20 protein-coding genes are annotated in these 21,151 nt (G+C 63.3%); 11 read left to right on the top strand and 9 right to left on the bottom strand.

Going from position 1 to position 21,151, the window contains the following annotated elements; genetic code table 11:
- Positions 1-23: 23 nt before the first annotated feature.
- From JK232_RS10695 to JK232_RS10665, 7 genes are all read right to left on the bottom strand, one after another.
- Positions 24-950, bottom strand: coding sequence for a nickel/cobalt transporter (locus JK232_RS10695; protein WP_212589160.1), 927 nt, complete (start codon positions 948-950; stop codon positions 24-26).
- Positions 950-2,644 (bottom strand): ABC transporter permease subunit, encoded by a 1,695-nt coding sequence (locus tag JK232_RS10690; protein ID WP_212589232.1) that lies wholly within the window; start codon positions 2,642-2,644, stop codon positions 950-952. Before JK232_RS10690 ends, JK232_RS10695 begins: the two co-directional genes overlap by 1 nt.
- Positions 2,645-2,743: 99 nt before the next feature.
- On the bottom strand, positions 2,744-4,201 hold the full coding sequence (locus JK232_RS10685; RefSeq protein ID WP_212589231.1) for an ABC transporter substrate-binding protein: 1,458 nt from the start codon (positions 4,199-4,201) through the stop codon (positions 2,744-2,746).
- Between the two features lie 68 nt (positions 4,202-4,269).
- The gene (locus JK232_RS10680) at positions 4,270-5,046 is read right to left on the bottom strand and encodes an ABC transporter ATP-binding protein (RefSeq protein WP_212589159.1); all 777 of its coding nucleotides are present in this window, start codon (positions 5,044-5,046) and stop codon (positions 4,270-4,272) included.
- Positions 5,043-5,861 carry an ATP-binding cassette domain-containing protein gene (locus JK232_RS10675; RefSeq protein WP_212589158.1) on the bottom strand — a complete coding sequence of 273 codons (819 nt, stop codon included), beginning with the start codon at positions 5,859-5,861 and terminating at the stop codon, positions 5,043-5,045. The genes JK232_RS10680 and JK232_RS10675 overlap by 4 nt, the downstream gene beginning before the upstream one ends.
- Before the next feature lie 138 nt (positions 5,862-5,999).
- Positions 6,000-7,010 (bottom strand): nickel/cobalt transporter, encoded by a 1,011-nt coding sequence (locus JK232_RS10670; RefSeq protein WP_212589157.1) that lies wholly within the window; start codon positions 7,008-7,010, stop codon positions 6,000-6,002.
- Positions 7,001-7,627 (bottom strand): DUF1007 family protein, encoded by a 627-nt coding sequence (locus tag JK232_RS10665; RefSeq protein WP_212589156.1) that lies wholly within the window; start codon positions 7,625-7,627, stop codon positions 7,001-7,003. The genes JK232_RS10670 and JK232_RS10665 overlap by 10 nt, the downstream gene beginning before the upstream one ends.
- Positions 7,628-7,810: 183 nt before the next feature.
- On the opposite strand from JK232_RS10665, the gene JK232_RS10660 reads away from it, so the two are divergent.
- From JK232_RS10660 to JK232_RS10635, 6 genes are all read left to right on the top strand, one after another.
- Positions 7,811-8,308: a hypothetical protein gene (locus JK232_RS10660; protein WP_212589155.1), complete on the top strand. Its 498-nt coding sequence runs from the start codon at positions 7,811-7,813 to the stop codon at positions 8,306-8,308.
- 3 nt (positions 8,309-8,311) lie between these two features.
- Positions 8,312-10,000: an S-type pyocin domain-containing protein gene (locus JK232_RS10655; protein WP_212589154.1), complete on the top strand. Its 1,689-nt coding sequence runs from the start codon at positions 8,312-8,314 to the stop codon at positions 9,998-10,000.
- Positions 9,997-10,464: a DUF6392 family protein gene (locus JK232_RS10650; protein WP_212589153.1), complete on the top strand. Its 468-nt coding sequence runs from the start codon at positions 9,997-9,999 to the stop codon at positions 10,462-10,464. The genes JK232_RS10655 and JK232_RS10650 overlap by 4 nt, the downstream gene beginning before the upstream one ends.
- Before the next feature lie 130 nt (positions 10,465-10,594).
- On the top strand, positions 10,595-10,762 hold the full coding sequence (locus JK232_RS10645) for a colicin E3/pyocin S6 family cytotoxin (protein ID WP_246538494.1): 168 nt from the start codon (positions 10,595-10,597) through the stop codon (positions 10,760-10,762).
- The gene (locus JK232_RS10640; RefSeq protein ID WP_101835996.1) at positions 10,762-11,013 is read left to right on the top strand and encodes a DUF7683 domain-containing protein; all 252 of its coding nucleotides are present in this window, start codon (positions 10,762-10,764) and stop codon (positions 11,011-11,013) included. The genes JK232_RS10645 and JK232_RS10640 overlap by 1 nt, the downstream gene beginning before the upstream one ends.
- A gap of 59 nt (positions 11,014-11,072) precedes the next feature.
- Positions 11,073-11,540, top strand: a complete 468-nt coding sequence (locus JK232_RS10635) for a DUF6392 family protein (RefSeq protein ID WP_212589152.1) — start codon at positions 11,073-11,075, stop codon at positions 11,538-11,540.
- A gap of 59 nt (positions 11,541-11,599) precedes the next feature.
- Here JK232_RS10635 and JK232_RS10630 read toward each other — a convergent pair whose 3' ends face one another.
- On the bottom strand, positions 11,600-12,475 hold the full coding sequence (locus JK232_RS10630) for a glyoxalase (RefSeq protein ID WP_101855183.1): 876 nt from the start codon (positions 12,473-12,475) through the stop codon (positions 11,600-11,602).
- Between the two features lie 100 nt (positions 12,476-12,575).
- Positions 12,576-13,397 carry an alpha/beta fold hydrolase gene (locus JK232_RS10625; RefSeq protein WP_212589151.1) on the bottom strand — a complete coding sequence of 274 codons (822 nt, stop codon included), beginning with the start codon at positions 13,395-13,397 and terminating at the stop codon, positions 12,576-12,578.
- Positions 13,398-13,725: 328 nt separating this feature from the next.
- On the opposite strand from JK232_RS10625, the gene JK232_RS10620 reads away from it, so the two are divergent.
- The 5 genes from JK232_RS10620 to JK232_RS10600 are packed head-to-tail and all read left to right on the top strand — an operon-like array spanning position 13,726 to position 21,034.
- The gene (locus JK232_RS10620; protein ID WP_072929205.1) at positions 13,726-14,412 is read left to right on the top strand and encodes a hydrolase; all 687 of its coding nucleotides are present in this window, start codon (positions 13,726-13,728) and stop codon (positions 14,410-14,412) included.
- A gap of 57 nt (positions 14,413-14,469) precedes the next feature.
- Complete coding sequence (locus JK232_RS10615) at positions 14,470-14,736, top strand: DUF1427 family protein (protein ID WP_212589150.1); 267 nt, start codon at positions 14,470-14,472, stop codon at positions 14,734-14,736.
- Positions 14,736-15,008: a DUF1427 family protein gene (locus JK232_RS10610; RefSeq protein WP_212589149.1), complete on the top strand. Its 273-nt coding sequence runs from the start codon at positions 14,736-14,738 to the stop codon at positions 15,006-15,008. Before JK232_RS10615 ends, JK232_RS10610 begins: the two co-directional genes overlap by 1 nt.
- Positions 15,009-15,019: 11 nt before the next feature.
- Positions 15,020-15,397 (top strand): response regulator transcription factor, encoded by a 378-nt coding sequence (locus tag JK232_RS10605; RefSeq protein ID WP_212589148.1) that lies wholly within the window; start codon positions 15,020-15,022, stop codon positions 15,395-15,397.
- 60 nt (positions 15,398-15,457) lie between these two features.
- Positions 15,458-21,034 (top strand): trifunctional serine/threonine-protein kinase/ATP-binding protein/sensor histidine kinase, encoded by a 5,577-nt coding sequence (locus JK232_RS10600; RefSeq protein WP_212589147.1) that lies wholly within the window; start codon positions 15,458-15,460, stop codon positions 21,032-21,034.
- Positions 21,035-21,151: the final 117 nt, after the last annotated feature.

Genomic DNA, 21,151 nt, shown 5'->3' with positions numbered 1-21,151 from the left:
GTGGCCGCCTTTTTTTTTCGCCGTTAACACCCGGCGGCGATGAAATCCCCGTTGGCGCTGACCGGGATCACCGAGGTAAACAGCACCAGCGCAAACAGCATCAGCAGCGCGCCGCCGCACATCATCACGCCACGGGCCACCGGCGGCAGGTAACGCCCTGCCAGCCCGCCCGGCGCGGCAATAATCCGCTCCCGCGCGTGGTGCACCAGCGTCGCCAGCAGTGTGACGGCCAGGGCCGTGCCGAGCGCCATCGCCATCACCGCGATCATGCCCCAGGTAAACATGCCGAGGGCATTGGCAAACACCAGGATCAGAATCGCGCCGCTGCAAGGCCGGATGCCGATGGCCGCGATCACCCACAGGGCGTTTTTCCCGCCGGTATCCGGCGGGTGAGAATGCCCGCAACCGCAGCCCGCGTCATGCTGCGCACTGCCGCGCCCATTCACCCCGGCGGCGCGCAGCATCACCACCAGCCCGAACGCGGCGATCAGCAATGCGCTGATTTTCTCCACCCAGTAGCGGCTGCGGCTGAGATCGCCCATCGAGAAATTAAACAGCACCGCCAGCACCAGCACGAACAGGATCGCGGTCACCCCCTGCGTCAGGCTGCCGAGCAGGGTGATGATCCGGCTGGTGTTCAGTTGCTGCCGGTGGCTGGCCAGATAGGTGGTGATAACAAATTTACCGTGGCCCGGCCCCACCGCGTGCAGCACCCCGTAGAGAAAACTGCACAGCGTCAGCATCAGCCCGCCGCTGGCCTGGTGGTTATGCTGTTGCAGCAGATAGAGCACCAGAGAGCGGTGCAGGTAAATCTGCGCATTGAGGCAGGCCTGGATAAAGTCCGGCCAGTAGCGGATGAGCAGCGCCGACGAGGCAGCCAGCAGGAGTGCGCCGGTCGCGAGCATGGCGAGGGCGGCAGGGTTGGCATTTTTCAGTGACAGACTCTTCATCAGGCAGCCCCAATAGTGGTTGACCTGTTGACTATAGTTGCCCGTGCCCGTCTGCGCCGCCCCGCCAGCCCGGCGGTGGTCACCGCCAGTACTGAAAACAGCACCAGCGCGCCACCGGGCGCAAGCACTGCCCAGCCTGCACGCTCGAGGTACGGCATCCCTTCGGCCAGCACCCGCCCCCACTCCGGCGCGGGCGGCGGTGCGCCCAGCCCCAGGAAACCGAGCGCCGCCAGCGCCAGCACAATCCCCGGCAGCCGTAACATCGCATGGCGCAGCAACGGCCCGCTCAGCGCCGGAAGCAGATAACGCAGCGTCCGCCGCCACGGGCCGACCCCCAGCACCGGCAGAATGCGGATATGCGGCTGGGCGTTGATCTCGCTGACCAGCGCGGCGGTGTGCGCCGCCAGCGGTGCCCAACTGGTGGCCATCACCGCCAGCGCCGCGCCCCCGGCGGTCGGGCCGTTCACCGCCGCCACCACCAGCCCGGCGATCACCGGCGGCATGGCGTTGGCGACCTCCACCGGGCCGCTGCTCAGGCGCGGAAACAGCCCGGCCAGCAGCCCGATCGCCAGGCTGGCAAACGTCACCGCCAGCGCCAGCGCACAGGTATGCAGCGCGCCATGCGCCACCCGCGCCAGCAGATCGCGCCCGGTGGCATCCGCCCCGAACGGCAGATCCCAGCCGGGCGTCTGCAAGCGCATAAACATCGGCGTGACAGGGTCACGCGGCAGGCCGGCGATAACCGTAATGAGCAGCAGCAGCGCGCACGCAGCCGGGACGATCCACGCCCCCGACGGCAGGCGGGGCGCCGGCATGGCAGCCGGTAACGCCCCGGCGTGCAGTGCCGGGCCAAGCAGTGCGCGCCGTCCCAGATTGGCCGCTGCACCGACGCCACACGCCAGCAGCAACAGCAGCAGCAGGCCGGTCTGCAACGCCGGGAGATCCTGCGCCGCCACCGCGCCCAGTGTGGCGCGCCCCAGCCCCGGAATGGCGAACACTTTTTCCACCGCCATTGCCCCGCCGGTCAGCCCGATGATCACCAGCCCGACCTGTGACAGCAGCCCCGGCAGCGTGCGCCGGAACACTGCCGCGGCAATCTGGCGGCGCGGCACACCGGCCATCTGCCAGGTCAACAGCCATTTCTCATGGAAGGTGGCGGCGAACGCATCAGAAAAGAGCCGCCCCAGCAGCCCCCCGGCCGGGATCCCCAGCGCCAGCGCCGGTAACACCGCATGGTGCAGGCTGCGCCAGCCAAAGGGCGGGAACGCCTGAAGCCAGACCGCCCCCACCAGCAACAACAGGGAGGCCAGCAAAAACTCCGGCAAGGCGGTCAGCGCGGCGGGCACGCTGCCGCCGGGGCGCTGCGCCCGGCCTTTCAGCCCGGCCAGAAACGGGCGCAGGCAGATAAGCCCGGCCACCAGCACGGCCACCAGCAGCGCAAACGCCATCAGCGTCAGGGAGACACCGGCTGCCTGCAACATCCCCGGCCCGACCGGCTGGCCGGACACCCAGGAGGTGCCGGCATCGCCGTGCAGCAGGCCGCGCAGCCACTGTTGCAGCAGTGCCGGCGGCCCTTGTTCCAGCCCGAGCGCCTCGCGGATGGCGTTGAGTGTCTCCGGTGTCGCCTCCTGATCGCCGGATCGCGCCCGCAGCAGCGCCAGCGCCGGATCGCGGCCGGAGAGCCACGGCAACATCCCCACCAGCGCCACCACCGCGCCCAGCGTGACGAGGCGTGACAGCAGCGGCAACAGCCTGTCTGCCCCCAGGCAGAATCGATGAAAAACGCGCACGGCTTAGTCCGTTAACACTGTGGTGTCAGAGGTGACCAGCATCCGTTCACGCGGATCGCGCGCCGCCTCGCGTACGCCCGCCGCTTCGCCCTGGATAACCCGTTCATGCAGCAGCGGCAGGGCCGCATCAGAGGCCAGAATCAGCTGCTCGGCCGCCATGATCGCCTGCCGCCGTTCAGCCCCGGCCGGGATGGCCGCCGCCTGCTCCAGCGCCTGATCGATGCGCGCATCGCAGAGTTGCGACAGGTTAAACGACCCTTTACAGGCGAAATCGCTGTAGAGATAGGCCACCGGGTCGCCTGAGTCCAGCACCGTGGCGCGGGAGAGGATAAAGGCATCGAACTTGCCTGCCAGCGCGTCTGCTTCGATATGCGCGTACTCCCGCACCACCTGTTTCACCGTGAACCCGGCGGCGCTGAGCTGCTGGGCGAGATAGGTCGCGACTTCCGGCAGTTCGGCACGGTCACTGAAGGTCGCCAGGGTGATGGTCGCGCCGTTGGGTGACGCCGGTGCAGTGGGTGCGGCCACCGGTTGACGCAACGCGGCCGCCCACGGCAGCGCCGGGCCAAGCAGCCCGTCGGCACGGTCAGCGCGGCGTTCGTAGACGTTGTCGATCAGTTGCTGCCGGTTAAGTGCCTGACGTGCCGCCGCCCGCAATGCCGGGTCACGGAACGGGCCGGTGCGGGTGTTGAGGTACAGGGTATTGGTGCGCGGCATCGGCACCTCATGCACCCGTTGCGGGTCGAGCAGCGCCACCTGTGACACCGGCACCGCCTCGACGATGTCCGCGGTGTGGGTACGTAAGGCGGCGGCGCGCGCGGTGCCGTCCGGCACAAAGGCCACATCAATGCCCGCCGCGCGCGCTTTGGTGCCCCAGTAATGCGCAAAACGGTCGAGCCGGGCGCTGCTGGTGCCGTTGACCTGCGTCAGCACAAACGGCCCGGTGCCGGCTTTCACCGGGTTGACCACGCCGTTTTTGCCATAGGCGGAAGGCGCGAGGATGGCGAGCTGCGGGCTGGAGAGCCGCTGCGGGATCAGCGGGTCAGGCTGGGCGGTGGTGACGATCACGTTGTGATCACCGTCCGCCACCGCACCCAGGGTCACGCCGTCGAGGATGCGCGGTTTCGGCGCGGCATGGGCGGCGGTGGTCAGCGCATTCACCACACTTTCGGCGGTCAGTGGGCTGCCGTCGTGGAACTGCACGCCTTCGCGCAAGGTAAAACGCCAGCGCCGGGCATCAAGCTGTTGCCAGTGGGTCGCCAGCGCCGGTTGCGCCTCGCCTAATGGGTCCAGCGTCACCAGGGTTTCCGCCGTGCGCCAGCGGGAGAGCTTAAAGGCGTCGTCACTCAGCGGCGTCAGCCCGGAACGCGGCGGCTGAAGCATCGCCAGCCGGATCCGCGGCCCGTCGTCCTCCTGCGTTTCCGGCGGCGGTTCATTGAAACAGCCTGACAGCAACAGCATTCCGGCCAGCAGACCGGCCTTCGGCAGGGAAAAAAACGGGTTATTCACGGGATTGTCCTTTTTAACGCTCAGGAGGCGAGGCGCGGGGCCGTCAGCCGGGGAACCGCAGCCAGCAGGGCGCGGGTACAAGGGTGGGCCGGGCCGGCCAGTAACTGGGCGGTGGGGCGATCTTCCACGATCTGCCCCTGCTCCAGCACCACCATCCGCGGGCACAGGGCGGCCACGCAGGCCATATCATGGGAGACCATCAGCATCCCCATGCCGGTTTCCGCCGCCAGGTGGGCGAACAGCGCGGTAATCTGCTCACGCAGCGGCAAATCCAGGCTGCTGAGCGGCTCATCCGCCAGCAAAAAGTCGGGCCGCAGGATGATGGCGCGGGCGATCGCCACCCGCTGCGCCTGCCCGCCTGAGAGCTGCCCGGCGCACTGGTGCGCGATGCTGCCCGCCAGCCCGACCTGATCCAGCACCTCGGCGATGCGTCGTGCCGGGTCACGTTCATGGCCCAACCGGCGCAACGGCTCAAGCAACAGATCGCTGACGCGCATCTGTGGGTGCAGGCTGGTGGCCGGGTCCTGCGGGATGTATTGCACGCGGCGTCGGTAGTCGCGCAGCGAGCGCACCGACCCCGGCCGCACCGGCTGTTGTAAGCAGCAGATGGTGCCTTGCGTGGCCGGGGCCAGCGCCAGCAGCAGGTTCAGCAGTGTGGATTTGCCGCTGCCGGAGCGCCCCACCAGCCCGATGCGCTCGCCCGCCTGCATATGCAGCGTGATGTCATGCAGCAGCGGTTGGGCGGTGTACGGCGGGCGGTAGCTTACGCCGTCCATTGTCAGGAAAGGCATCGTCATAGCGCCCTCACCGCAGGCATCGCCGGGTGCAGCGGGGCAATCGCCTCCCCCGCGCGGCGGGCGGCGCTCACCAGCTCACGGGTATAGGGGTGTTGCGGGGCGTGGGTCAGCTGGTCAAAGGTGCCCTGCTCCACGATCCGCCCTTGCGCCATCACCAGCGCGCGTTGGCATAAATGGGCCGCGAGCGCGATATCGTGGGTGATAAACAGCAGTGCAGGCGGTTCCGGTTGGGCGGTCAGGCGTGTCAGCGCGGCCACCACATGCTGCTGGGTGGTGAGATCCAGCGCGGTGGTCGGCTCATCGGCCACCACCAGCCGGTGGCGGCAGGCCAGCGCCAGCGCAATGCAGACCCGCTGGCGCTGGCCGCCGGAGAGTTGCATCGGGTAACGGGACAGGATGGCCGCCGGGTCGTCAAAATCCACCTCGCGCAGCAGCGACGCAGCCCGCGCGGCGGCGTCGCCCGGCTGGGTCGCCAGCACCTTCATCAGTTGCTTGCCGACCGTCACCAGCGGGTTGAGCGCAGAGGCGGAGTCCTGAAAAATCGCGGCCACCCGCTGCCCGGCTGCGCGCCGGGCTGGGTGCAGCCCTGCTACCTCATGGCCGTCAAGGCGTACACTGCCGCGCCAGGTGGCCTCTGGCGGCAGCACGCCGAGCAGCGCCCCGGCCGTCAGGGATTTTCCGCAACCGGACGCGCCAATCAGCGCCACCCGCTCACCGGCCCGCAGGCTAAACGAGAGCTGCGACAGTTTTTCCTCACCGGCAAACGCCAGTGAAAACGCTGAAACAACCAATAACTCTGCGGTTCCGTTCGCCAAAACGTCTGCCCTTTATCCAAATCCTGCTTCTTGATATGTAATAACATAACAATTTGTCCGCAGGGGTTGCAACCACGGCATACCGGAAAAGGCAAAATTCAGGCATAAAAAAAGGGAGGCGATGCCTCCCTGTGGGGGTTAGCGCAGCAAGGGATTGCCGCTGCCGGTCAGCCCCGGCTGGGCGCTGAACCAGAGGAACAGCCCGGTCGCCAGCAGCAACAGCCCCCCGGCGAGGGTCAGGGAGGCGCGGCCGATACGCCGCCAGGCGGGCACCGGGCCGCTGCGCAGGTTGCGCATCAACAGCCGCTGGAGGCTGTGCACGCCCAATGCCAGCAGCGAAATGGTCAGCGAGGTGCCGAACGCCATCACAAACGCCGCCACCACGCCCCAGAGGTAAGCGCCGATCACCTTGGCGAACAGCAGCATCATGATGGCGCCCGAGCAAGGGCGCAGCCCCATCGACAGCACCAGCGCGACGCGGGTGCGCCAATCCCCCGCCGCCGCCAGTGCCTCATCGGTCGGCATATGGCGGTGGCCACAGCCGCAGTGTTCGCTGTGCACATGCGGCTCCCCCTTCAGCGGCCGCAATGCCCGGAACGGCTGCCGCAGGCTGTGCCAGTGCTGGCGCAGCGCCCTGAATGCGCGGCCCATCAACAGCACGCCCAGCCCCATTACCAGCAGGTAACTGCCGCGCTCCAGCCAGAAACTGCTCTGGTGCAACTGGCGTGAGGAGAGATCAAACACGCCGAGCAGCAGCGTCACCAGCGCCACCGCCACGCTGCCCTGTAACAGCGACGCGGCAAAGGTCAGGCGCAGGCTACTTTTCAACCGGGAGGGGTGGGTCGCCAGATAGGTGGTGATCACCAGTTTGCCGTGCCCCGGCCCGGCTGCGTGGAGGATGCCGTACAACAGGCTGAACAGCACCAGAACCAGCCCGGCGCGTTGCGGCTCGGCCCTGACCTGCTGCATCAGCGCGGCGATCTGCCCGTTCAGGCTGCGCTGCCACTGGGTGCCCTGCCACAACAGCGAGGGCCAGTGCTGCATCAGCCACAACCCGCCCAGCAGCAGCACGGCTGCCAGCAACAGCAGCGGCCAGAGCTGGAGCCAACGGCGGCGGCGTAACGTCTGTATCTGGGAAATCACTGGCATGTCAGGGTCACCTTCTGGGCAAACTGGCGGCCGAGATCCATGTCTTCCGGCGGCGCATCGGCTTTATCCAGCGACAGGGCATAGTTCTGGAGCGAGGCGTCAGGCGTTGGGGTGTCCAGCGTAATGGTGCAGGCGCCCATCTCCGGCGGCAGATGCAGGCTGGTGGCGTTGTCGTAGTGCATATCCACAAAATAGGTCGGATCAAAGGTGGAGAAGGTATACGTCTGGCCTTTGAGCGGCTGCGGCGTGGCCAGCGGCAGCACATACTCCAGCACTGCCTTATGCCCTTCACGCAGCAGGCGGTAAGAGGGCGGCAGGTTATGGAATTTGACCCGCTGGCCGTCATGGTAGAACTCGGTGAAATAGTGCTGGCCCAACACGTTGGCCATCACCTCAGCGGCGAGCTTTTTCCACACTTCCGAGTCGGGCGGCGCGTCCCCGGCGTCATACAGCAGATCGGCAGAAGTGATTTCATCCATCGTCCAGCGCATCTGCAGGCCGGTCAGCTGCGCATCCTGCTGGAGGAGCGTCGCCTGCATGGTGATAAAGCTGTGCGGGTGCGCCCACGCCAGCGGCGCGCAAACCGACAACAGCAGGGGCAGATAAGAGAGTCGCATAGTGCTACGGCGTCCTGGTTGTTAACCACAAGCGCGGACAATATCGGCTCCGGGCGGTGGTGGCAAGCGTGGGGAAAGCAGGCCCGCCGCCGCGGCGCCCTGTGCCATGTGGCACATCACCCGAATTTCTCGTTGCGCGTATGATACTCCGCAATTTATCCACATAGATTGCAAGGGATTCTTATGCCGCAACACTACACCAACGATCTGACCCCGGCCTTAGTGGCGTCGATAAATGAACCTGTGTTTACCGCTGCTCAGCTTGCGGAGATGAACGACGACGCCCGAGCGCTGATAGCCACCCAGGAGGCATTCCATCGCGCGCATCCGGTAACGGCCATTTACCGCCTCGCCGTGGCAGGCAGCCTGACCCGCCGCGGCGGCGTGGCCGATGAGTTTAACCCTGACCCGGAGCAGGGCTATAAAATCCGGCTCGAGCACGGCCAATGGGTGAGTGTGCTGACAGAAGGCTGCACCGTCACCTACCCGGACGGCAGCAGCGCGCGGATTATCAGCAGTGCCGGCAGCCTGCACGCCTACCAGGACCGGGGCGTGGCGCTGGTCGGCAGCCGCCTCGCTAACGGCGATGAGATTATCAGCACGCCCCAGGGCAGCTGCTACCTCATCGCACAGCAGGGCGTGCCGCTGCCGGAGGATTTCCTGCGCATCACCGGGGCGTAAATCATGGGATACCGGCCCAATATTCTCGGGCGCGGCAAGGCGCTCTCCTGTGACAAAACCACCACCGGCGCACGACTGCTCCCCTCACTCCCGCTCGCCCAGTACAACGTTTATGGCCACGCGGTTATCCGGCGCGGCGATGTCACCAGCGACTGCCCTAAGTGCGGCCGGCGCGGCCGGGTGATTGACGGCGACACGCGCTTTACCATTCATGGCAGCCCGGTGGCGGTGGACGGCGGGCTGGTGAGCTGTGGCTGCCCGCCCGGCAGCAACCGCATTATTGCCCCGCTGGGAGAGTGGCTGGGGCGCGGCCCCTCGCCGCAACAGGTGGCGCAGGAGAAGCACACCGCGATGCTGGCCGCCCAACAGGCGGAGCGGGAAGCCCAGGCGTTACAGCAGGCAGCAGCGCGCGAGCGCAACCGGGTGTTTGCCAAATCCTGTCTGCGCGGCGAGGGCTGTAATGATGCCGGGGATGCCCCGGAGCCGCACACCCACTTTGCCGAGATGGGGATTTTCCGGGCGCTGCCGGAGGCGGACGTACCGCAGCACGCGCAGGTGGCAAAAAGAAAACCGCCCGCGCCGGAGGATATCCCAAAACCCAAAAAGCGCAGTGCGCTCTACCGCTGGCTGAACGGCAACCATGAGGAGATGGACTATCAGGCGGCGGTTGCCGCCGCCAGCGCCGCCGCGCGGGCACACACCGCCACCGCCGGGGCGGCGGTACTTGAGCAGGTCGCGGGGCGCTTCACGCCCTACGGCACCTGGGCGGTACGCGCAGGCACGGTGGCCGCCGGGGGCTTCGGCGCGCCCGTCGCCGGGCTGCTGGTCGGCATGATGCCGGGGCGGCTCAATGACGGCGAGCAGGACTTTATCGACCGGATGCGCGCCGAACAGATGCGCACCGCCCCGAGCCGGGTGCGTTTCACCTGGGAAAGCGATGCACAGGGCAACCCGGTGCCGCGCGGCTGGCACACGCCGCCGGGCCGGGACAGCGTGCGGGTGCGCAGCATGGACTGGGACAACCAGCGGCAGGCGTACACCTTCACCACCGAGGAAGAAAGCCCCGTCACGATTATCTGGACGCCGGACCATTCCGGGGTGCATGTTCCCACGAACACCGGCAACCCGAATCCTCCGAAGCTGCCAAACCCGGTGATGGTGAACCCGCTGCCCGACAGCACCGGTCCCCGGGCCACCACCAGCCCGGCCCCGGACGAGAAAAGTTTCGCGGATTACATCCTGATCCTGCCGGTGGCGGACATTGCGCCGATTTATATTTATCTGAGCAAGCCGCCGGTGGAGTTTCTGGAGGTAAAACCGTACCGTGATTTTAACGGACGCTCCAGGCAGGGGCATTATCATGTGGATCACATGCCATCACGTCAGGCCGTAATTTTGTACTTACGCCGGGAATATTCTGAGTTATCACCAGATGAAATTGAGCCTATGGCCGATCAAGTTGCAGCCATTGCCATTCCTGAGAAAGTACACCGCCAGAACAGTGCGACCTATGGTGGACGAAACCGTTTTCAGATGGTACCGGACTCTTACAACCTACGTGTGGCCATAAATAAGGATTTTGACCAAATTAAACCGGTACTGATAGAAGAATATGGCGCTACAGAGGCAGAACTGGACGCGTGCAGACAAGAAATGCACAGAATTAACACAGAATTAGGGTTATACAAATGACTATAAATACTACATTGCTCATACGCAGTTTGGAAAAGCCATATCAAGCTATCTTCGAGGCCGGGGTTATTACCTACCGAACGCCGCCGCAAGGCACACAGTGTGATCCTTATCTGACACTGGATATGAAAAGTGAAGGTATTTTTTTGGCTTTTGATAACGATAAAGAGAAAGCACTCAGTGATATTGCTTTGCGGTTGAGGTCTGACAAGACGGAATGGTTTTTTCCTAATGAACTCCCATCCCCACTTAAACAAGAAATGTCCCGAGATTGGGTGCATGAAACCTTTGGAAAACCGGATAAAAGCATCCCCCCTAAAATTGTCATGAAAACAGAGTTCGGCTGGAGGGAACGTTTTAAAATAGAAGATTTTCATATACCTATAACGATGATCATTTTATATGATATGGCTGATATGGCTAAGTCGATAAACTTCCTTCCAACCTCAAGATTAAGATGGTAAATCCCGTCTGCCTGTATAGATTTCTGTGCAGGCAGAGTAATGGCAGGCAAGCCCTGCCGATATTATAACCGCCACCGGGCAGTAGATATTTCGTCATTTTATATTTATTTAAATTTAAAGCGGTGGGGAGCTGATATCCAGATGGAAAGATACCCAGGGGAGAATTTATGAATGGGATTCTCAACATGGTACTGTAGAAATATATGATAAATCAGGGCGCAGGCATCTTGGGGAGTTTGATCCTGTATCGGGAAAACAGACAAAACTTGCAAACCCAATGAGAAAGGTTGAAAAGTAATGATTTCTTATTCTATTGAGATATTTGATAAATGTAGTGAAGAGTTAATTAAAGAAATAAAAATACCTAATTATCAACTAGATCTAGTGATTGAGATCATGGGATTTGACACTATAGAAAAAGAGTCATTTATTAAGGGTGTGGGGGGTTTCAATGTTACAAAGGAACAGGCTGTCAAATTGGAATCCTTATTAATGGTAGAATTCCATTCAGAAAAATACATTATTCAGATTGCAGGTGGCGAGATATAAATGCATTTATTTTCCCATTATTTTATGGATGGACTAAACAGTAAAATGGAATTTTATAAATGACCGTAAATGTTGATGCAATGATTAATAGCTTAGGAAAGAGTTACATTGAGCTTGTTGATTCAGGATTGATTGTGTACAAATCCCCGCCGAAAGGAGCGTCAGGCTCTCCTGTGCTTAGTCTGGAGATGGCATTAGAGGGAATTTTCTTATCCTTTAAACGTGATGGACGAATTTTAAAATCGATAACACTTCGGCTCCAACATAATGAAAGTCATAATTGGGCTTTTCCTAATCAACTACCGCTTCCTTTACAAAATAATATGTCCCGCAGTTGGGTACATGAAAATATTGGGTCGCCATTAAGAAGTGCGCCTCCCTACATTGTGATGAAACGCGCGTTTGGCTGGACAGATCTTTATGAGGCAGATGGACGTCCTATACCGACCAGTATGCAAATCAATTATGACGTGATGGATAATGTAAGATCGGTCACCTTTATGCCCACGTCCGAACTTCGCTGGTAGCGTCCCACACTTTACCCTGACCCGCGCATGTCGCTGCGCGGGCGGGGTATGACATCACTTTATGCTTTCACCTGATGAATCTCGGCAATATAGCCGCCGGGGAATTCGACCATCGCGGCGGGCGCGGTGGTATCGGCAGAACGCCAGAGGATTTTCGCATGGCTGGCCAGCGCCTTGTCCAGGGTTTGCTGGAGATCGGTGACACCGTAACCGGTGCGCTCATGGCCGAACGGGTAAGGCAGGTGGCCGTCGGTCACGAAAATCTTGACCTTGCCGAAGGTAGAGGAGAGGTCCACTTCACGCACGGTGCCCTGGGTTTCGCCGATCAGGGCGGCGCTGACCTGCTGGTCACGGTCAACTTTGCCTTGTGAAAACTGCTGGTAGCTGCGGATGAAATCCTCTACCCGGTAGCGTGACAGGTAGACGCGGTTCTCCGGCACGCTGCTCAGCGGCGCGTAATCCGGCGCTTTGGTGTGCCAGTAAAGCTGCATATTCACGCCGCCCGGCCACTGGATCACCGCATCGCGGCCAATCGGGTCCGGGAACGGCTCGACCAGCACATCCGCCCCTGCCGCTTTCGCCTGCGCCACGGCCGCATCCATATCCCGCACCAGAAAACCGTTGCGCTCATCGCCGAACGGGTAAGGTGTTGGGGTCTGGAAATCAAACACCGAGAAGCTGCCGACCGGTGTCAGCACCAGTTGGGAGAGCGTCTCGCTGGGGGTGGGGGTGACGTCGGCGGTGATGCGTTGGGTGGCCTTGCCGCCAAAGGTGTGCAGCAGGCTGTTGACGAAATCATCCATTTTGCCTGGCTGCACGTAAACATGGGTGGTGTCATATTGGGCACCCACCGCCAGGCTCTGGGCGGCCCAGGCCGCCGGGCACGCGCTCAGGGAGAGCGCCAAAGCGAGCACGCCAAACCGGGTTTTATTCATGACCTTCTCCTGTGGGCAATAACATCCCCGGCCTTCACCGGCCGGTTGCAGAACACCAGAAAAAGCAGGTGGCACCGGGCGGCACCACCTTCAGGCCGGGTTAACGGGATTGCAGGAACGCCAGCAGGTCTTCGTTCAGCTGATCCTGATGGGTGGCTGCAAAGCCGTGCGGGCCGTTGTCGTAGACTTTCAGCTCCGCGCCGGGGATCAGGTCTGCCGAGAGTTTGCCGGTCGCCTCGAACGGCACGATCTGGTCATTGCTGCCGTGGATCACCAGCGTCGGCACGCTGACTTTTTTGATGTCGTCGCGGAAATCCGTCTCAGAGAAGGCGGTCACGCAGTCGATGGTGCCTTTCAGCGAGGCGAGCAGCGCGATGTTCAGGGTCTGGGTCAGCACGCCCTCAGAGACGCTCTGCCCGGCATTCAGGCCGTAGAACGGCGTGGCGAAATCGCTGATGAACTGCGCACGATCTTTGAGCAGGCCCTCTTTGATGCCGTCAAACACGCTCTGATCCACGCCCTGTGGATGGTCATCCGTCTTGCCGAAAATCGGTGTCACCGCGCCCAGCAGCACCAGCGCGGCCACGCGGTCGCTGCCGTAACGGCCGATATAGCGCGTCACGTCCCCGCCGCCCATCGAGAAGCCCACCAGCGTCACCTCGTTGAGATCGAGTCCGGTGATCAGGTCGTTGATGTCAGAGGCGAAGGTGTCGTAGTCATACCCTTCCCACGGCTGGTCGGAACGGCCAAACCCGCGACGGTCAAAGGCGATGGCGCGGTAGCCGCGTTCCGCCAGGAAGTTCATCTGGCTGTCCCACATGTCCGCATCCAGCGGCCAGCCGTGGCTGAACAGTACCGGCTTGCCGGTGCCCCAGTCTTTGTAATAGATCTGCGTGCCGTCTTGGGTGGTGATGGTGCTCATGGCGATCTCCTGAACGTAGTGGATGAAAGGGTCCGGATAAAACAGGGTAAATACACGCCGGAACAGGCGTTGCCTCAGCGGCACCCTATCCGGCGTGATCAACATACTCAGCCGCCCCCGCCGGGCGTGTTGGCGCCCCGGCAGGATGTGGCCGGATTATGGTCAGCGGGGCGACGCAGCGTCTAGTTATACGTAGGGATAGGTATACCTAAAGATAATAGTGCCGCCGCTGCGCCCGCCCTACCATGCACCCTGAGAGTTATGACTGCGGCCGCGCCCTTTTGCCGGCTGCCTTTTCCTTGTTACACCAACCTCAATGGGTACCGCTATGACCAACACGAAACTTGAAGTCCTGACGCCGGACAATTGCCAGATGATCTTCATCGACCAGCAGCCGCAAATGGCCTTTGGGGTGCAGTCCATCGACCGCCAGGTGCTGAAAAACAACACCGTTGCGCTGGCAAAAGCGGCGAAAGTCTTCAATATCCCGACCATCATCACCACGGTGGAAACCGAGAGCTTCTCCGGCCATACCTACCCTGAACTGCTGGATGTGTTCCCGACCCACGACATCCTGGAGCGCACCTCCATGAACTCCTGGGATGACCAGAAAGTGCGTGATGCGCTGGCCGCGACCGGCAAGAAAAAAGTGGTGGTCTCCGGCCTGTGGACGGAAGTGTGCAACAACAGCTTCGCCCTGTGCGCGATGCTGGAAGGCGGCTATGAGATTTACATGGTGGCGGACGCCTCCGGCGGCACCACCAAAGAAGCGCATGATTTCGCCATGCAGCGCATGATCCAGGCGGGCGTGATCCCGGTGACCTGGCAGCAGGTGATGCTGGAGTGGCAGCGTGACTGGGCGCACAAAGAGACTTACACCGCGGTGATGGACATCGTCCGGGAGCATTCCGGTGCCTACGGCATGGGCGTGGATTACGCCTACACCATGGTGCACAAAGCGGAAGCCCGCCTGCCGGGCGACCACCGCACGCTGTCGCCGGTACCGGCCCGCTAAGCCGCCTGCGCCGGCCGGTCACCCGCCCGGCCGGCCCTTTCCCACGGGAGATGTTCCATGAGCACCTGGTTGCTTTCTTTTGGGGCCGGTATCCTTATCGGCTTGCTTTACGCGCTGCTGAAGGTGCGGTCACCGGCGCCCCCGGCGATAGCGCTGACCGGCCTGCTCGGCATGGTGTTGGGCGGTGTGCTGGCGACCCAGGGCAGCGCCCTGCTCGCACAAAACAGTGCACAGGCCAGCCACCCTGTTGCACAGCGCGCCGTTTCCCAACACGCCCCGGCGGCCGCGCCTGCGGCGGTCTCCCTTTCGCACCCGGAGGCATGATGCTGAAAGCCTATCTCGTTTCTCTGCTGACCGGCCTGTTGGCAGGGGTGGTGTACGTCGCGATTGCCGTGCCGTCGCCCGCACCGCCGGTAGCGGCCCTGCTGGGGCTGTTCGGGATGCTGGTCGGGGAGCAGATTATTCCGGCGATCCGGCGGCTTATTAACCGCCAGCCACTGACGATGGCCTGGTTCCGGCATGAGTGCGTGCCTAAAATCAGCGGCACCCCGCCGCCGGAAACGGGCACTGAACCGCCTGCTGCCCCGCCGCGTTAGAGGACACCGGGATGATGTCGCCGTGCATTGCCGTTATCGATGATGAACCCTCCGTCCGCCGCGGGCTGAGCAATCTGCTCCAGTCGGAGGGGTATAGCGTGGCGGTGTTTGCGTCAGCGGAAGCCTTTCTGCACGACGCCGGCACAGCGGCCAGCATCCTGGCGATTATTGATGTCAAACTCACGGGGATGAGCGGGTTTGAACTGTTTGACCATCTGGCGCGTTACCCCGCCCCGCCGCCGGTGATTTTTATCTCCGGTCACGGTGATGAACAGATGGAGCGCGCGGCCCTGGACCTTGGGGCCGTTGCTTTTTTACGTAAACCTATCAATATTGATACACTTTTAGAACATATCCAGCGCGTGCTTGACCGGCCTGACCGGAAATAAGCCAAGCGGCGCGGTTGACGGTGTGCCGCCCTACCGGGCACGGTATGCCGGAGGAACCCGATGAGCAACAACGCCCCCCAGTCCGCCTGGCCCGCCCCGGATGACCCGGCTGACGAACCGGCCTTTACGCTGGATGAGCGCGTGGTGTTTATGCCGCTGGCCCAGGATGGCTGCCTCACCTGGTCATGGTGCCGGCACCCGGTCTGCGGCCGCGAATACATTCTGGCCACCGCCGCCGGGGAAGAGGCGGAGCCGCAGGCGACGCTGCTGCTGAAAAATGAGTTCGCCCTGCGCGGCCACCTCGCGCCGGACTGGGCGGTGATCCCGGTGGCCACGGCGCTGTATCACGGCCGCTATGCGCTGCTCTATCGCCCTTTCCCGTTTGAAACCCTGACGCGCATCACCGGCACCCCGGCCGGGGACATGGCAGCCTTCCTGGATCTGGCGCTGAACCTCTGCGCGCCCTTGTTGCAGATGCACCAGCACGGCCTTATCCACGGCGACATCAAACCCGGCAACCTGTTTATCAATAATGACGGCAGTTGCCGCCTCGGCGGCTTCGGGCTGGCATCAGGCGCGACCGGCACCGGCGCCCGCACCACCGTCTCGGCAGCGGGCGGGACACTTGCCTATATGTCACCGGAACATGCCGCCCGCACCCGGCGCGCCGTGGACCACCGCAGCGATCTCTACAGCCTCGGCATCGTGCTGTATGAGCTGTTGACCGGCAGCCTGCCGTTTGACCTGACCGAGGGCGGACAGGCGGAGTGGGTGCATCACCATATCGCCTCCGAGCCGCGCCCGCCGCATCAGGTACGCCCCGGCACGCCGGATATCCTCTCGTCGATTATTCTGCGGCTGCTGGCCAAATCCCCAGAAAACCGTTACCAGACCACCGAAGGTCTGATGGCCGATCTCCGCCGCTGCCGCGCCACCGTCTCCCCGTCCGGCAGCCTTACGCCCTTTCCGCTGGGTTTGCAGGATCGCGCGGCCGCCCTGCCGCTCTCTGACGCGCTGTTCACCGGCCACCCGCAGAGCCAGGCGCTGCTTGAGGCCTTCAGCGGGGTAAACCACCGCAGCACGCAGGCGCTGGTGGTCATCAGCGGGCCGTCCGGGATCGGGAAATCGTCACTGATCGCCTCGGCGCTGAGTGCGCTGCAACACCAGCCGGTGCTGCTGGCGGTGAGCCGTGTGGATCAGTACCAACCGGCGCTGCCCTATGCGGTGCTGACGTCCGCCTTCCGGTCACTGGCGCTGCATATTCTCGGGCTGCCGGCGGCGGAGATTGCCCGCTGGAAAGCGCGGCTCAGCCAGACGCTCGGCAGTTATGCCGGGCTGGCGGTGAACCTGGTGCCGGAGCTGGGCCTGTTGCTGGCGCAACCCTCGTGGATCCCGCCGGATACGCTGTCGATTGATGCCCGTGCGCGTTTCAACCACATGGTGCTCTGCCTGATCAAGGCGTTCGCCACGCCCTGCTGCCCGCTGGTGCTGATGATTGATGACATCCACTGGGTGGATGCGGCCAGCCTGCAACTGCTGGAATATGTGGTGAGCAACAGCACCACACTGCCGCTGCTGATGGTGGTGGCGTACCGCGACGACACCCACACCCACGGCGGGCCGCCGCTGGCCGGGTTACGGGCTGCCGCGGCGAAGGTCACTGAGATCCGGCCGGAACCGATGACGGTAAAGGGCGTCACGCGCTGGCTGGCAGACGCCTTCCAGACACGGGTGGCGGGCATTGCCTCCCTGGCGGCGCTGGTGCACGAAAAAACCGGCGGCAACCCGCTGTTCGTGCAGCAATTTGTGAAACGCATCGTGGATGACGGGCTGGTGACCCACCATACCCCGCATAAAAAATGGCATTACGATCTGCCGGCCATCCGCGCGCGCCATTACACCGAGAATGTCGCCGGGCTGGTGCTGCAACAACTGGCGCAGATGCCGCCCGACACGCGGAAATTGCTCGGCAGCCTGGCCTGCCTGGGCAATGCCGGGAATCTGGCGGTGCTCACCCGCGTGCTGGGAACCGGCATCACTGAAATGTGCCGGGTGCTGCACCCGGCCGTGGCGGCCCAGTTGATCACGTTATCCGTCAATGAGTACGCATTTACCCATAACCGGGTGCAGGAAGCCGCGTTTGCGCTGCTGGACCCGGCGGAAAAGAGCCACCTGCATCTGGCCACGGCCAGCCTGCTGGCGGAGATGTCGCAACAGGCGACCGGCAACGACACGCTGTTCCGGGCGGTTCACCATGTGGCATCGGCGATTGAGGCGATTGAACCGCTGCCGCAGCGCCGGATGTTCCGCGAACTGAGCCTGCTGGCGGCCCAGCGGGCCAAACGCACCGGCGACTCGCTCTCGGCACTGGGTTACCTGCGCACCGCCCGCGCGCTGGCCGACAAAAATGCGCCGGACGATCACCAGCTCACCTTCACGCTGGATCTGGAAGAGGCGGAGTGCGAGTTTCTGCTCGGCAACCTCGCCACCGCGGCAAGGCTTTGTGCGCAACTGGCGGGCCGGCCCGGCGGGCTGGCAGAAAAAGCGGTGGCTGCCTGCCTGCTGGCGGAGATCCACATGCGGCAATCGCACCGGCAACAGGCGCTGGAGACGGCCATCGCCTGGCTGTCGGTGTTCGGCATTTCGCTCAGCCGCTACCCGGACGCGCGCGAATGCGACGACGCCCATGAGGCAATCGTCGCACGGGTAGGCGATGATCCGGCAGCGGTGTTCAAGGCCCTGCCGCGCATGGATGACCGGGATACCGAAGCGGTCATGAACCTGCTCGCCAGCGCCGGGATTTTCGCCAGTTTCTGCTGCCCGCGCCTGCATTTCCTGATCCTCTGCCGGATGCTGCACCTGACGCTCGACCACGGCATGACCGGGGCCGGGGCGACGGCGCTGGCCTGGTTCGGCGTGTTGATCGGCCACCGCTACGAGACGTACCAGCGTGGTTTCCGCTATGGCCTGCTGGCGCGGGAGCTGGTCAGCCGCCACGGCTACCTTAACGCCGAAGCGCGCATCCTGCTGCCGCTCGACCAGCTCAGCGTCTGGACGCAGCCGCTCAGTTTCACCGTCGAATGCGCCAAAGCCTGCTTTACGGCGGGCGTTACCCACGGCGATCTGACCTCTGCCTGTTTCGCCACCTGCCATCAGGTGATCAATTTCCTGACGCGCGGCGACCACCTTGACGCCGTGCTGACCAGCATCGACCGGGGGCTGGCGTTTGTGCGCAAGGCGCATTTCCAGGATGTGGAAACCATTCTGCTGATCCAACGGCATCTGGTGGAGCACCTGCGCGACCCGAACGCCGCCTCCCCCGCCGGGGCCGGTTTCCTGCCCGACACCCTGCTGCCGGGCACGCGTGACCCGATGCCGACGCTGATGTTCTGGTACTGGCTCTACAAGGCGCTGGCGCACTTCGCGGCCGGGGAGTTCGCCCAGGCCGCCGATGACCTCAGCACCGCCGGCACCCTGAGCTGGTCAGCGCCGGGGCATATCCACCTGCTTGATTACCACCTGTTCAGCATTCTTTCCCTGACCCAGCAGCTGACGCCGGAGAGCATCACCCCGGCACACCGCCGCTGGCTGCAACCGCACTACCGCAAACTCGCGCTGTGGGCGCAGCTGAACCCCGGCACCTTCGCCGACAAAGAGGCGCTGGTGTATGCCGAGATGGCGCGGCTTGATGCGCACTACAGCCTGGCGATGAAGCTGTATGAGAAGGCGATCCGCCTCTCCCGCGAGGCCGCCTTTGATCACATCAACGGGCTGGCGCACGAACTGGCCGGGCGTTTTGTACAGGCACGCAGCTACCCCACGGCGGCTGATGCCCACTTCCGGGGCGCGATGGCGGCCTGGGGACGTTGCGGTGCGCAGGCCAGGGTGCGGCAGCTTGAGCGGCAGTACCCGCATCTGGTGGTGCCGCGGCACACCTCGCCTTACGACACCATCGCCTTTGCCCAGAATGAGGAGATCCGTGACTTGCAAAGCGTGATTAACGCCTCGCGCGCACTCTCTGAAGAGATCAACCTCGGGCGGTTGATCCAGATTCTGATGACCATGCTGCTGGAGCGCGCCGGGGCGCAGCGCGGGCTGCTGATCCGCGTGGCCGGGAACCACCTGCCGGAGATTGAGGCCTGTGCTGACACCACCTCCGGCGGTGTGCAGGTACAGATTGTGAAAGCGGTGCCGGGGGCAACCGATCTGCCGCTGTCGGTGCTTTCTGCGGTGATCCGCACCGGGCAGGAGATCCGCACCGGCAAGCCGGGCGAGTTCAGCCCGTTCAGCCAGGACCCCTATCTGGTCACGTCCGGCGCGGCAGTGATGTGCGTGCCGATGTTCAAACAGGCCCGGCTGGTGGGCGTGCTCTATCTGGAGAACCGGCTGATGCCGGAGGTGTTTACCGCGGAGCATTCAAAAATCATCGGCATTCTGGCGGCGCAGGCGGCGGTGTCGCTGGAAACCGCCCGGCTCTATGCGGAGCTGCTGGAGGAGAACATCCAGCGCCGCCGGGTCGAGAAAGAGCTGCGTGCCAGCCAGACGTCACTGATGCTGGGCGAGCAGATCAGCCACACCGGCACCTGGCGCTGGGATGTGCAGCAGGATCTGATGGTGATTTCCGACGAGTACGGGCGCATTTTAGGGCTGCCGCCGAGCCAGAAAAGTATTTCGATGGCGGATTTCCTGACACGGGTTCACGTGGATGACCACCCCCGCATCAGCACACTGGTGACGGAAAGCGTGCGTGACCATGTCACGATGCGCGCCGAGTTCCGCATTATCCGCGAAGATGGCGCTACCCGTTACCTGCTGGGGATCGGCAACCCGGTGCAGGCCGGGGCGGAGGTCAATGAGTATTTCGGCACCATCACCGACATCACCGCCCACCGGCAGGCGGAAGACGCCGCACGGGTGGCGCAGGCCGATCTGGCGCGGGTGGCGCGCGCCACCACTGTCGGCCAGCTGACGGCCTCCATCGCCCATGAGATCAACCAGCCGCTGATGTCGATTGTCTCCAACGCCGGGGCGAGCCTGCGCTGGCTGGGCCGTGACCCGGCGCAACTGGGCAACGCCCGCGCCGGGCTGGAGGAGATCATCACTGAAGGGCAGCGGGCCGGGGAAATCATCCGCAGTTTGCAGGCGCTGACGCGTAACCAGCCGCCCTCTTTCGCGCGCGTTGATCTGCACCAGATCGCCCACCACATCATGATGCTGTCGCGCAGCGAACTGGAGCGCCAGCGGGTGGCCGTGGAGTACCAGTTACAGGCCGAACAGCCCGGCATCTGGAGTGACAGTGTGCAGATCCAGCAGGTATTGCTGAATCTGGTGGCCAACGCCATCGACGCGATGGCCGACATCACCGACCGCCCGCGCCTGCTGACGCTCTCCTCCAGCAACCCGGCACCGGGTTACCTGCGTTTTTGCATTGCGGATACCGGCATCGGCCTCGACCCGGCGGTGATGGCGCGGGTGTTTGACTCGTTCTACACCACCAAAAAACAGGGGATGGGCATGGGCCTGACCATCAGCCACGCGATCATCGAACGCCACCGCGGCAAACTCTCGGCAGAAGCCCGCCGCCCCTACGGCAGTTGCTTTACCTTTGTGTTGCCGACAGAGGGGGAAGGGAAATGAGGCCGGATAGCCCGCCGGTGCGCGAGGCGCGGCGATCCCTTTAACATCTTCACTGATCTTATCCATCCCAGTGAGATTACATTTCAGTCCGTTCGGCCAGGGAACCGGATTCACAGC

This window comes from Nissabacter archeti (assembly GCF_018257325.1).
Classification (GTDB): domain Bacteria; phylum Pseudomonadota; class Gammaproteobacteria; order Enterobacterales; family Enterobacteriaceae; genus Chimaeribacter; species Chimaeribacter arupi.
The sequence above is the reverse complement of the archived record's forward strand: the minus strand, read 5'-3'. Positions and strand labels throughout refer to the sequence as shown.

Coding starts and splice junctions, on each gene's coding strand:
- JK232_RS10600 (WP_212589147.1), top strand. CDS start 15,458: ATGAGCAACAACGCCCCCCAGTCCGCCTGGCCCGCCCCGGATGACCCG.
- JK232_RS10660 (WP_212589155.1), top strand. CDS start 7,811: ATGCCGCAACACTACACCAACGATCTGACCCCGGCCTTAGTGGCGTCG.
- JK232_RS10665 (WP_212589156.1), bottom strand. CDS start 7,627: ATGCGACTCTCTTATCTGCCCCTGCTGTTGTCGGTTTGCGCGCCGCTG.
- JK232_RS10690 (WP_212589232.1), bottom strand. CDS start 2,644: ATGTTGCCGTGGCTCTCCGGCCGCGATCCGGCGCTGGCGCTGCTGCGG.
- JK232_RS10625 (WP_212589151.1), bottom strand. CDS start 13,397: ATGAGCACCATCACCACCCAAGACGGCACGCAGATCTATTACAAAGAC.
- JK232_RS10685 (WP_212589231.1), bottom strand. CDS start 4,201: ATGCTGTTGCTGTCAGGCTGTTTCAATGAACCGCCGCCGGAAACGCAG.
- JK232_RS10650 (WP_212589153.1), top strand. CDS start 9,997: ATGACTATAAATACTACATTGCTCATACGCAGTTTGGAAAAGCCATAT.
- JK232_RS10605 (WP_212589148.1), top strand. CDS start 15,020: ATGATGTCGCCGTGCATTGCCGTTATCGATGATGAACCCTCCGTCCGC.
- JK232_RS10610 (WP_212589149.1), top strand. CDS start 14,736: ATGCTGAAAGCCTATCTCGTTTCTCTGCTGACCGGCCTGTTGGCAGGG.
- JK232_RS10680 (WP_212589159.1), bottom strand. CDS start 5,046: ATGACGATGCCTTTCCTGACAATGGACGGCGTAAGCTACCGCCCGCCG.
- JK232_RS10620 (WP_072929205.1), top strand. CDS start 13,726: ATGACCAACACGAAACTTGAAGTCCTGACGCCGGACAATTGCCAGATG.
- JK232_RS10670 (WP_212589157.1), bottom strand. CDS start 7,010: ATGCCAGTGATTTCCCAGATACAGACGTTACGCCGCCGCCGTTGGCTC.
- JK232_RS10635 (WP_212589152.1), top strand. CDS start 11,073: ATGACCGTAAATGTTGATGCAATGATTAATAGCTTAGGAAAGAGTTAC.
- JK232_RS10640 (WP_101835996.1), top strand. CDS start 10,762: ATGATTTCTTATTCTATTGAGATATTTGATAAATGTAGTGAAGAGTTA.
- JK232_RS10695 (WP_212589160.1), bottom strand. CDS start 950: ATGAAGAGTCTGTCACTGAAAAATGCCAACCCTGCCGCCCTCGCCATG.
- JK232_RS10655 (WP_212589154.1), top strand. CDS start 8,312: ATGGGATACCGGCCCAATATTCTCGGGCGCGGCAAGGCGCTCTCCTGT.
- JK232_RS10615 (WP_212589150.1), top strand. CDS start 14,470: ATGAGCACCTGGTTGCTTTCTTTTGGGGCCGGTATCCTTATCGGCTTG.
- JK232_RS10630 (WP_101855183.1), bottom strand. CDS start 12,475: ATGAATAAAACCCGGTTTGGCGTGCTCGCTTTGGCGCTCTCCCTGAGC.